At 28.9% G+C, this 12,738-nt stretch carries 8 protein-coding genes; all 8 read right to left on the reverse strand.

The genetic code is table 4. From position 1 onward, the window contains the following. Positions 1–168: 168 nt before the first annotated feature. The 8 genes from CJF60_RS01595 to CJF60_RS01630 are packed head-to-tail and all read right to left on the reverse strand — an operon-like array spanning position 169 to position 12,722. Positions 169–4,812 carry an Mbov_0399 family ICE element protein gene (locus CJF60_RS01595; RefSeq protein ID WP_095279116.1) on the reverse strand — a complete coding sequence of 1,548 codons (4,644 nt, stop codon included), beginning with the start codon at positions 4,810–4,812 and terminating at the stop codon, positions 169–171. After that, positions 4,760–5,866: an Mbov_0398 family ICE element protein gene (locus CJF60_RS01600; protein ID WP_084232845.1), complete on the reverse strand. Its 1,107-nt coding sequence runs from the start codon at positions 5,864–5,866 to the stop codon at positions 4,760–4,762. Before CJF60_RS01600 ends, CJF60_RS01595 begins: the two co-directional genes overlap by 53 nt. Beyond that, positions 5,850–8,573: an Mbov_0397 family ICE element conjugal transfer ATPase gene (locus CJF60_RS01605; RefSeq protein ID WP_084232844.1), complete on the reverse strand. Its 2,724-nt coding sequence runs from the start codon at positions 8,571–8,573 to the stop codon at positions 5,850–5,852. Before CJF60_RS01605 ends, CJF60_RS01600 begins: the two co-directional genes overlap by 17 nt. Beyond that, positions 8,560–10,311 (reverse strand): Mbov_0396 family ICE element transmembrane protein, encoded by a 1,752-nt coding sequence (locus CJF60_RS01610; RefSeq protein ID WP_095279117.1) that lies wholly within the window; start codon positions 10,309–10,311, stop codon positions 8,560–8,562. Before CJF60_RS01610 ends, CJF60_RS01605 begins: the two co-directional genes overlap by 14 nt. Further along, positions 10,299–10,676 (reverse strand): Mbov_0395 family pilin-like conjugal transfer protein, encoded by a 378-nt coding sequence (locus CJF60_RS01615; RefSeq protein WP_084232868.1) that lies wholly within the window; start codon positions 10,674–10,676, stop codon positions 10,299–10,301. Before CJF60_RS01615 ends, CJF60_RS01610 begins: the two co-directional genes overlap by 13 nt. After that, complete coding sequence (locus tag CJF60_RS01620; RefSeq protein ID WP_095279118.1) at positions 10,666–11,130, reverse strand: hypothetical protein; 465 nt, start codon at positions 11,128–11,130, stop codon at positions 10,666–10,668. Before CJF60_RS01620 ends, CJF60_RS01615 begins: the two co-directional genes overlap by 11 nt. Beyond that, positions 11,131–12,291: a hypothetical protein gene (locus tag CJF60_RS01625; RefSeq protein WP_084232854.1), complete on the reverse strand. Its 1,161-nt coding sequence runs from the start codon at positions 12,289–12,291 to the stop codon at positions 11,131–11,133. It abuts the gene before it with no gap. A gap of 11 nt (positions 12,292–12,302) precedes the next feature. Then, complete coding sequence (locus tag CJF60_RS01630) at positions 12,303–12,722, reverse strand: single-stranded DNA-binding protein (protein ID WP_084232855.1); 420 nt, start codon at positions 12,720–12,722, stop codon at positions 12,303–12,305. Positions 12,723–12,738: the final 16 nt, after the last annotated feature.

A 12,738-nucleotide genomic window follows, 5' to 3' on the forward strand; every position in this document is an offset into this window, starting at 1 on the left:
ATTAACTCTTTCTCATATCTTATGCCTTTAGCAACTTCTATCACTGCAATGGGGCGTACTATGTGATAGCTTTAACACTAATGCGGGGGATTAATTTGCATATAGTTAAGAAATAAGTTTTGTTTAGAATAACCTATGCTCTATAATTATACAAAATTTTTATAATTTTTAAATATTTTTACTACGTTTTCTTAGGTATAAACCGTAGGCTAAAAAGCCTAAAACTGCAAACGTTACAATACCAACTGTAACACCCACACCTAGTAAAATATTGCGGCCTTGTTCAGCTGCAGCTTCATCTATTGAACTATTTGAACCATCTGCATTAGTTGAATTAGTACTATCGTTTGTAGCATTATTAGGTGTAGTCGGTGCTCCTGAATCATCATCAGTATCATCAGAATCTTCACCTTCGGGTTTTGTTCAACCACCTTTACCTGGGGTTGTATCATCAGGATCAAACGGAGTTGTTCCTGATTTATTAATTACTATTTGATTAAATGAACCTTGATAATCGTTAATACCACTAATTGATATGAAAGTAGATATTTTTCATTCAGGAGGATTTTTAGCAACTAATGCTCTTAATCAACTGTAATGTCTTCAAGCTGAAAACTTTAAGTTTTTAAGCTCTAATTTGTAGTCTAAAACTATCTTATTTAAGCGATCGTTAATTACTTTAGTAATTTCATCTTTTGCAGTTAATTGCATTTCTAAGGGCTCTACTTCAATATCTGAGATGTCTAATTTTAAGCCTTCAGCAACTTTAGTTACTGCATTATTTACAGTAACAACAAAGTTTTTCTCGATTAAATTACTATTACCTTTAATCGTTAATGTTGCACTGTTGTTACCTACTTTTGAAACTAAATAAGTAAATCAATAGTTAAAACTAGGAATTGTTACATCTGCAAAAGTAAGCTTCATTTTTGCTAATTCCTTATTCAGATCAGAAATAAATAACGATTTTAATTCATCTAAATTATTTGTTTTATAGCTATATTCAGTACGTAATTTTGCTTTATCTGCTTCACTAGATAAGTCAACATTATTAGTGTTTGTACCACCTATTTTGTTGTAAACAATAAATGAATTACCACCGTAATAAATACCCAAAGGTCTGATGACAATTGCTGCATTGTAAAATGCATTAGCATCTTTAGTGTAGACAGTTTTAAGCTTATTTAAAACTTGATCACTTATGTCGATTTTGTAATCTTTTAGATAGACATATTCACTAGGTAAGTTCTCTTTTGCATATTCTAAAATTTTCTTTTTGATGTCTTCAACTTTAGTTAAACCGTTTAAATTTAAATCAGCAATTGAACCATCATAAAAAGGTTTTCATGACCCATCTCATATTTTTAGTCCAGGTTTAAAATCTGCTTTTACAAAAAATTTAGCGTAATCTTTTAGAAGAGTTTGTCCTTTTTTAACAGGTCTAAAATTAAATTCTATTTTGTCATTAAAAAGCATTGTGTCAAATACAACATTTGCTGTTTTATTCGGATCTAATGTGTTAACCACTTTATAAAGTCATTCTTTAGCAAATAAACTAGATGATCTTTCTTGAAACTGTTCTCTAGTAATTTGCTCAATGATTATTTTTGCATATTCATAGTTGAAATTTACTTTATAAATTTCATTAGGATCTACTTCAGCTTCTTTAACCTTAAAGCCGCTAAACACAATATCTTTACCAGTGTTATCGATAGGTTTATCACCTTTAAAAGCAATTGCAAACTCTTGATTAATTACTTCTACTGAGTATAGGTTAACAGGAATTGATAAAATTCTGTAGTCAAAGGTGATCATTGAATTTTCGGTATCCACTTTAGCAGATAATTCAATTTTTGTTTTATCAATAGGTAGTTTTAGTTTGTTTTCTACTTGTGACTTAAACCATTTATTTTCTAAAATGAAATCGTTAGTTATATTAAAAGTATCTGTTCTAGACTTATCGTTAAAGTACTTTTTAACTTTATCTTGATCAAATTCAATTCTAATTGTTTCAGCATCTGCATTCGTAATTGATGCTCTAGCAATTGATTCAACATATTGTTTTCAAAAGTAAAGCAGCTCCTCATATGAATATTTTAAGTAAACATTTTCTTCAATTTCCTTGTTTTTAAACCAAAGTGCTAAATGTTTACCTGCTTGTGAATCTCAAAAATTTAATCATCCGTAACGACCTGAATCAACAAATTGATCTAGGAATTTTTGTTTGTTATCAAAGTCTTCTCCAATTGCTACCATCTTAATTGAGTCAATTCCGTAATTAGCTTTTGCAACAAATAAGTACATTCCGCTTTTTGAGAAATAACTGTCTTCATTATTAATTTTGTAAGGCTTTCATTCATCTTGTTTAACAGGATCATAATTTTCAGAATAGAAAACATCGTATCTATTTAATTTTTCAATACCAGCTGCAGATAAATTAGCACCTTTACCTAAAATTGCAGCTTCTGCTATGAAACCATAATCCTTAATGTAGAAGTTACCATTTCTTCTGATTAGCGAATTGTTGTTTTGATCAAGCGGGTCTTGAAGAGTTTTTAAACTAGTTATTCTACGATTCTTAACCCAAATAAGTTGTTTTTTAGTTCCTGTCTTAGGATTGATATCTTCATCATAAGCAGGGTTTAAAACTTTTTCGCCTTTTTCATTAAGTAATTCATTACCATCATCATCTTTAAGATACTTTTCAATTAGAAGTTTTTGTTGCTTGTTGTTCTCAGGATTTCAAGCATATCACTTAGCTTCAAAAACATCGTTTTTTCCTTTAATGACAATTGTTTTTGTGTATGTTTGAATTAATGCGATGTTATTGTTGTTGTCTTTTTTAAATTGTTTTAAGACAATTTTGTATTCGTTTGTTCCAGTTTGAACTTCTTCTTTTTTCTCATTTAACTCAATTTTACGAGTATCAGATAATCTAATACTAAAAACGTTATCAATAACATCAATTTTATTACCGTTTATTTCTAATATTTCATTTTCAGTTTGAGTAGTTGTAAATCTGACATTGACATCACTATAATACTCTCATGTACCACCATCTTTATTTGCAGGATCACTTAAATTAGGCGCTTTAATAAGTTTACCTTTATCTTCGACCATTTTAAATGATATGTTTTCTAGATTAGGATTTCACTGCTGATTTGAATTATTTGTTGATGAAGTAACTGTAGGAGTAGTTAATGAAGTTACTTTTACAGGCGTTTTTGTACCCCAAAGATTAGGATCTAAAATAAATGGACCATACTTTAATTTTAGATCTCAATCAGGATTATAATCACCTTTGAATTTACCGTTACTATCGTATTGAGAATCAGAGAACTTGTTGTTATTTAATCACCATTTACTATATAAAGAATTTGTATTAGTTTCCTCTCTAAATCTATCCAATTGAGGAAGTAAATAAGCATTATTAGGAGGTCTTAGTAGAAGAGCATTGCCTGAATTGTTATTAGTAGTTGTTGTTGAAGTAGTTTGCTTATTATTTACTTTTGATGCTTCAGCATTTTCAAGATTATCAGAATATTCGACAATATAAGACCCATTTAATTCTAAGCGATTTTCAAATAATCTATTATTAACATAATTTGAATTATGTCGCAAGGTAATTAAATTTTTGTTTTTTCAAATGTATTTGAACTTTTGTCATCTTTGATTTGTTTCATCAAATAATTCGAAGTAAATTGTGACCTGATATTGAAATTTAGAATCATTATTTACAATATTGAAAATTTCATAATTTGCATCAATATTTCTTATAAATTTGTTACTAGTTTTTGCTTGCTCTTTAAGATTATTTAAGTTAGATAAGAAAAAATTATTCATTTTAGTAGTATTATCAACTTCATCCGATTTTTCTAAAGCTTTTGTTGCAAAACCATCTTTTCAACCAACATCAGAATCTATCAATACATCCTTATTTAACGAAATCATTGAAGTATTTATGAAATTGTCTACTATTTTCTTATTTTTAGAAATAGACATTGTTTCATGTGCTGTAACTTTTACTTCAATAATAGGTCTGCCAAGTACTGAAGTTTCTTCATAAAAAAATGCACCATAAAAGCCTCCTTGTTGATCTAATTTTGTCCAATAATTATATATTATGTTAACACTGATTTCATCAATGATAACTTTGTCATCGGGTATTCCGACAAATTTACCATGTAAAATATTTAAAAAACTAACATCTAATTCTTTACCATCACTGTTTCTGACAGTCATTTTTTTAGATTTTAATTCACGATAATTGATGTTCGGTTGTTTTTTTTCATATTTTAATTCTTTTCTAAAAGTTTTTGCTGTACCATCAAATGAAGTTAAACCATGAGAGCCATATCCTAAAGAAATAGTCTCTTTTATCTTGTAGTCTCTAGCTAAACTTGAAGTTTTTTTAACCGTTTTTCCATCATATAAAAGTTCAAGATAGGCTCTCTGCTCTTTATTAGCATCTTTATTATAAATGTTATAAGGTCTTCTTACTCTGTTAGTTTCATTTACATGTCATGTTATACCACCAGCGTTACTAGTTTTTGTATTTCCCCATTGATCTGTATTAAATTCATTATATGAAACAAAACCAGAGTCTGCATTAGCTAATGCAGTAATTGCAGTAGCATTAGACTCTGATTTTTGCTTATTTTGATTAACTGAAGATGCTATACCTGCAACAGCAATCCCTATGACAGTGATACCTAAAAAGATACCAAGTCTGATAAAACTACGTTGTCGTTTTTCTTTTTTACTTAGTACTTTTTTTGCTTTTTTTGTTTTGTTTAGCTTGTTTATTTTCATATTGTATATCTCCTACTTCTGTGAACATTTCATCGATATAATCTTGTTCAGAAATTAATAATTTTTTATCTCTTGAAAGATTAAGCTCGAATTTTTTCTCTAAAATTTTGATCGCTTCATTACGATGCGTTTCGAATAATATTATTTCTTCAAATGCTTTATCAGGTAAATTATTCGGACTATAATCTGTTAATTTGACATTACCTAATAGTGAATTTAAAATGATGTCCAGTTTTTTATTCATGATTTCAGAATCTAAACCAACAGGTAAAATTCTTTTGTTAAAAGCTCTTGTGATACCTGATGTTCTAGAGTATAAAGCCTTATGAAACATCTGAAGAATTTGCTTATTAAAATCCTTAAAGATTTGCACCCTGCTATCGTTTTCAAGATTTTCAATTAGTAAATCTCTAATATAACTAGAAAGTTTTTCACCTTTTGCTTCTAATCTTTTTTCTAGTTTTTTGACTAGAATAATGTCATCGAACTTTGAAATTCTGATTCTGATATCATATTTTTTTAATTTGATAAAGGTTTTGTCATCATATTTATGCTTTTCTTCAGTGACAATGACACCTTCTTCGCTTTCATCATTTTCAAAATCTGATTCTTCTAGACTGGCTAGTCTAGTTTTTTCCTGATTACGTTTTCAAATTAACTCTTTAACTAGTTTTTCATTTTTGTTGCTGATGCCACGTTTTTTTCAGTTGTTAAAAATGTTGTAAACACGATTTTTAGGTAAATTGAAATATTCAGCAGTTAGCTCATAATCTAGATCATTTTCAAGTGTAAAATCAATTATTGCCATTTTATCTTCATAAGATAATTTGCGTTTATCTAATTCATAAAATGAATTTTTAATTGTTTTTGTTACATCTAAAGCATCTTTTAATTCAAGTTGTAATTTTGATTCTTCTGCTTTGTTTTCACTACTAGATTCATCTAGGATTACACCTTCTTCACCGATGTTTACACCAGTTTCACTACTAGATTCATCTAAAATTACTTCTTCATCATCAACTTTTACTTCAGTTTTATTATGATTTTTTTTCATTAACTTTCTTTCTTGCAAATATTTTGACTAAAATTCTAACTAGCCAATTGTCTACTAACATTGCTTTATCATCATCTGCTAAAACAGTTTCATAAACAACTTGTTTTGTCACATCTTCTTTGTCAAAAAAGTGCTGCATTTCTAAATCTGTATAATTAGTTTTAATAGTTTTTCTATTAGTAGATGAATAACTAAAAATTCCTGCACCTTTTTCAGCTGAAGCTAAAAACCTACGTTCATTAATAGTTAAACCACCAATATGTTTAAACATCTGATCAACTGCATCAATATCTCTTGATTCTAATTTCATAAAAAAAGAATATTGCATATTAGCCATAATTGCATTTGCATTACCAGTGCTTAATGCTGATGTGTTAAAGTCACTAGGATTTTGTGTAGTTAAAACTAAACCACCAAAATACTTTCTAATTCTTTTTGCAGTTCTGATTAAAAAATTTAAAGTTGCAGGATTAGTTTCATCTAATAGTAAGTGTGCTTCATCGACACAAACTACAAGTCATTTTTTACTATCACGATCTAAGCTCAAATTGTCTTGTCGGTGTTTTACAATTTTTTGTTGCACTAACGAAAGAATTGTAAAAATACTTGCTCGAATACTCGGATTAACTTCACCGTTATATAAGTTACGCACATCAAAAACAATTAAATCGTGATCTAGATTAATATTAGTTGCACCGTTATAAAGATCAGATAAAATTGATTCTCTTTGAAAATTGAAAGCCAAAATTTCTAAAATCAAATTGTAACGAGTGTCTTTTTTCTTTTTAGAAACATTAATTTTTGCTTCAATTAGCTTGATTAAATCACTCATAATCGGTCATTGATTAGGCTCTAATTCATCCAGTTTAAATGATTCATCATAGTAATTTAATTTCTTATAAATCTCTTGCACTGATTCAATTAAAAGCCTAATATGTCCATCTGTAAACTCTGCAAATAAGACTCTAAACCATGAATCTAATCACTCTAAATGAGAAGCAATAACTTTAGAATTATCAGCAGTTTCACTTTCATCAGTTAAACTTACTCTAACTTCTAAAGGGTTAATAACGGTGTTTAAACCCATACCAATTTCAACTCATGAGCCACCAAAATTTTCAACCATTGCACGGTATTCACGTTCGGGGTCAATGATAATTACTTTATTACCAATTGCTAAATTGTAGGCTAGTTGTTTTTTCGTTAAAGTTGATTTTCCTGAACCAGTTTTACCCATAATAACCATGTTATGACTAGGTCGATTGTTTGTGATTTTAAATTGATCAAAAACAATGATTTCATCATTGAAGGTTTTTGCTAGCAATAAACCGTTTTGATCATTTAATTCTGAATCATTCATCGGTCAACCAAAAGCAACTGTTTCGGGTGAAATTTCTTGTCAGAATTTTAAATAATCATAAGTTTTGAAAAAGCAATCTTTAAATGCTTCAAGCTGCAAATAAACTAATTTATTTAAAATGTAGTTTTGTGTTTTTAAGAACTTACGGTTTGCTTTTTCAACTTCCTTAAGTTCTCTTTCGCTTTTTGCATTAGTAATATAAAAGCATTGAATCTTTTTCAAATTGATTTTTTGTGCAGCAATTTCATTAGCTAAAATTTCGATACTTTCTGCATATAGTTGATGTTCTTTAGTTTCAACTGTTTTTAAATTTTCATTTAAATTACCTTGCAAATTTAAACTAGCTTGATGTATCTTTTTCTTTGCTTGTTCAAAATCGACATTATCAATTTGCATGACAACATTTGAACGTACAGCAAAAATATTTGCTAGTCATAAAAAGTTAGTTTGTAAGGGAAATGATGAAACCGAATTAATTGATACGTAGGTATCATTTAATTTTAAATGTGAAGCTTTAACTTCTAATTTATTTAATCTTTCAGCAATGCTGTTTTCAAAAAATAAACCTAAATTCAGTGCACCAATTTCATTACCACTTAAGATTTTACTGTCAAAACCTATACCTGCTAATTCAACTTTTGCAGCTTCAACATTCATATGTAAATCATATGAATTTTTACCGTAGAAAATGATGTTGTAAATTTCTTTTACAGTTTCTGCATTTTGAATTTGAAACTGCTGATATAGACTTTCAAATCATTCGTATTTTCATGCACTATCACTTTTCTCAATTTGTTTTTTTAAAAAATTGTAGTTAGACTTAAAATCATATTGCTTTAGTTGCTTTACAAAAGTTAGCCTGTCACTATATGAATTAAAAAATTTTGCTAAAGCTTCAATTTTAACCATTTTTGCTTCACTATTTAAATTAGTGATATCAACACCACTAATTTCTAATGCCATAATATAAACCTTGTTTTGTCCTAAAATAGTTTTTGAAACAATGTTTTTTTCATTAAAAGTTTGAAACGGTATCAAATTTTTAATGCTTGCATTTTTACTCTTTTTATTGCTATCAAATAGTTTGATAATAAAAAGATATTTGAACCATCGATAAAGCATCACATACAATTTTGCATCGTGATGTTTGCTATAAGCAATTAAAACTAATTGCACTAGAAAAATACTAAAGCCGACTAGAAATTTTTGTCAAATTTCATCTAAAGGTAAAGGAATTGAAATACCGACTGCAATAGTTGCAAAAAGGGAAATAAAAATAATGTCATATAATGAAATAAATTTTCAAATGATTAGTTTTAATTTTCTAAATGCTTTAGGTATTATCATTGTTTTTGTCTCCTAAATTTTTATCTAGTTTACTTGAAGGTTTTAACTTATTTAAGTTAGGTGATTTTAATGATGTCGGTTTAATAGAGGTATGTTTATTTTGAAATTTAGAACTTTCAGAAGCTACAGGTTTTTGAGTTGCTGATGTTTTTGTTTCACTAGTTAATGAAGGTGAAATTTTGCTTGAAGCACTATTTTTAGGTGCTTGCGTATTAGTATTAACATTAACTACTTTAGGTGCTTGATTTGCATTTGCAGTTTGATTTTTAATAGTTGAAGCAGTTGATGAAACATTTGCAGTTGTATTAACACCTTGCATAATATTATTAGTAAGATTAGGGCTAGAACTAGTACTTGAAACTGTTGTTGAAGCTTGTGATTGTGCTGTATTTGCTTGTTCAGGTTGTGCTCCAGAACTATTTGTTGCTTGCGGTGAATCACCTTTGTTCTTTACTCTATCAAAAAAAGCACGAGTTGCTAAAGTTGCTTTTCTGATGCCATAGCCACCAGTAGAGTCATTTGCATATTGAAGATCATTTCTTCTTTTCTCAATATGATCGTTTCTCTTTTGTTTGTATTCACTTTTATTGAGTTGACCCGAATCTAATTGTCCCCTTAATTTCATAAGTTCATTATCTTTACCAAAAAGTGCTCTTTCAGCTACTTTACCAGGTAATGAAGCAGCTTTAGCAACCATTGCACCAGGACCTGCTGCAATTGCACTACCAACGCTAACCATCGTTGTAGCTCCTTTGATTAAACTCCGTGTTGCAGCTGCTGATTCTTTGATACTAAAACTTTCACCAATAAAACTAGCAACTATATTTCCAAATTCAGCAATGCTTAATGCACCACCAATTGAAACAATTGCAACTACGACAAAGTTTAGAAATACATCATCATTATTTGTAAAACGTTGTACATTCGGAACAAATAAAGTAATTGCATTAATAAATAAAACTGAACCAATTAAAATAGCTGCAATTACTAATGATTTTGAAATCATTTGATTTTTTCAACTCGACATCCGTTTTCCACCATCAATCATCATTGTTTGTGCAACAAAGGGGGAGATGATAAATAAAAATAGTTGATCAAAACTCTTTTGTAAAATTGTTACAAATGAAAAAACATAACCAACTAAAACATCAATTCCGATAATTAACGCCTGCATAACAAATTTAGCCATGTCGCCTGATTGCATTCAAAAATATGTGTCAAATTTTACAAGTTTAAATTCATTTCTGACTTTAAGCCATTCTGCTCCATTAATCGAATTAGGTTTAATTGAATCCATTAAAATACCCGTGACATCGCCATTTTGATTACCAAAAACTAAATTAATTAATAACTGAATTAGCAATAAAAATATCCCAATTGCTAAAGGTATTAAAAAAATAATTCCAATTGCAGCAAAAGAATATTTAAAACCTGTTTTAAGTGATTCAATTTTATTGCGTTCACTAATAAAAGCACTTCTAATTCAGATTAAAAGTAAAATTACGGCTCAAAATGAAACAGCAATTACTGTAAACATTAAAAAAAACTTAGGTAAGTCGCTAAAATTAACTTCGCTACCATCTTTGTAAATCAAAAACTTAGCCAATTTTAAGCCGATTAAATTTAAAGCCATACTGAAATACTTTAAAATTGTCATCGGCAATCAAACCACTAAATATCAAGCGGCTGCAAGTAAAGGGTAAGTTATTACCGAAGCAAGTGCATCTAGAATACCCATAAATGATTATCAAATATTAAACTTTTAACTTTTATTTCTTGACTAAACACACCATTGACTGCACCAATTATTAATGAAGCAAGACCCCAAATAATTAAAATTGCTACAAATGAAACAAGCAGTCATTTAATGTTTTTGATTCATTTTTGTCTTTTTTCGGCATCGGTTGATGTTCCTAACATGACACCATAATAAATTCCTGCTACTATTAAAACAACAGCAACTAAACCCGCAACTGCACCGAAAAAAATTGATGCGTATTTTAGCGATTCCTTAGAAACTTCTTCAAGCCCTTCTTTTAATTTGCCACGTGCATCAGTTGATAATATGATGTTGCTTAGAAATTGATAAATATTATTTATCATTGTTTCCTCTTTTCTTAGTTTTATTAATTTTATCCAGTCGTTCTTTACGCCTTTGCATGTAATTAATATATCCACGTGAAGGGTTTCATTTATAGTCTCAATAGTTTTTCATTGATAGTCAAATATGAAACTTTTCTCTTTCACGAATAGGATCAAAAATAGCAATTTTATCTGCTAAATACATTTTATGAACCCGTTTTTTAATCGGGTTAGGCATAAAGATATGACGGTCTTTTTTTTGCACAAAAGTAAAGTAATCTTTATAATCCTTTATCCTAATTGCAAAAAGAAATTGAAGTTTTGTTGTGTAAATCAACAGAACTTTTTTCAAATTTATATGAGTTACTATTAAAAAATAGTAGTTGTCTTTTCTCAAGACTTTGCGTTTATTTGTTTTAGGGTGAGTGTATACGAAATTAATTGTTGCTTTATGTAAAATCGGATTAAAAGCCATCTAAAAGTTTCATCGAAAACGTTTAGTAAATTTAGTTTGAAAATTACTAATGAAATTAGTAATTTCATCAGCTGTATAACTAGTGCTATTTTTAATAGGTGCGATATTGTTAAGTAGATTTTGTGCTCTTTGAATTAATGCTTTTTTATCTGAAGTTAGATCTTTTAAAGTGTTTGTGTAACGAGTACTATCCACTTTTAAATCTGTCTCGGCATATTGCATTAAAGGTGATAGTTCGTTTGAAACCAGATTGACAATTTTTGTATAAGTTTTTTCTCAAAACTTGTTAATGAATAACTCTTTTTCAGAATATAGTCATTGACTTTTTAAAACGTTTAAGTATTCACTTAAACTACTTAGAACTGCAATTAAGTGTTTTTTTGCTTCTTCACTTTTAAAGTGAGTCTCAAAATCACCACCTGAAAGCCCTAGCATTCATAGGCGATATTCGATGAATGAACGATAAAAGTCAATTAACTTATGACCCATTGCAATTGAATAAGTTGTAGCTGCAAATAAACCTGCTGCAATAAAATTTTCATGTCTAGCAAAGAATTGTTGATCTTTTAGTGACTCTGATCATCTATTGTAACTTTCAGGTTTACGGCTATCAATTAAAATGCGTTCTTCTAGATTCATAAAGTTTTCAAAAAAGGGTTGCAATTCATAGTCTGCTTCCATGTTAGAACCTTTATCATTGCTAAATAGTCTTGTGTTTGAGTACAAGTCATTCAATTTTTTATGATATTCACCAGCAACTGAACCACGAACAATACCACCAGGTTGAGCAACTAATTTTCTGATTTCTTCGTATTTACTTTTCATTTGATCAAGAGCAATAAAATCATCTTTGATAGGTTTATTGTCGCTATCTAAATTAGTTAAATTTTCAATTCCCATGATGTAATCGATTAAAGGTAAAGGTGTAAATTCAGTTTGAGTGTATTTGATTTCAGGCAATTCATAATAAATTGTTTCATCATTTTCAACTGCAACTTTTACTTTTTTCTCTCCACCTTCACCAATTTCTACTTTAGGGTCTTGCGGCTTATCTTTGAAAATAGGGTCATTATTAAAAATACTGCAGGCAACAGTTGTTAAAACTGATGCACTAGCAATTGCTAATAAACTAAATTTAAACAGTCTTTTGATTTTCAACATTTTAATTTTTCCTACTCACTAAAAAAATCTTCTTGAGTTAGATTCTCGATCATCTCTTTTGAGCGACCCAAAATCGGTTCTGATTTTGTTTCTTCTTCAAGATTACTAAAACTATTATACGACTGATAGACATCATCTACCACAATTGTGTAAGTATATTTTTTTACACCATTTTTCTCATATGAATTTGATTTAAAGTAACCTTTAAACCAAATCTCATCGCCAAGTTTGTAATTATTAGCAATGTATTTTGCAGTATGATTAAATGCAATTATAGGCACATAATTACTACCTTGATTCTTTGCTTTGTTTCAGGAGAAAACAGTATTAGTTAAAAATTCAACTACTTGTTTTTCTCCATCTTTTTCATTAATTTTAGTTTGTAAAAATATGTTGTTCATAATTTTACCCTGAATGATAACTAAGTTCATTGCTACTTCTTTCTTA

Source organism: Mycoplasmopsis agassizii, from assembly GCF_002272945.1.
Lineage (GTDB): Bacteria > Bacillota_I > Bacilli_A > Mycoplasmatales > Metamycoplasmataceae > Mycoplasmopsis_B > Mycoplasmopsis_B agassizii.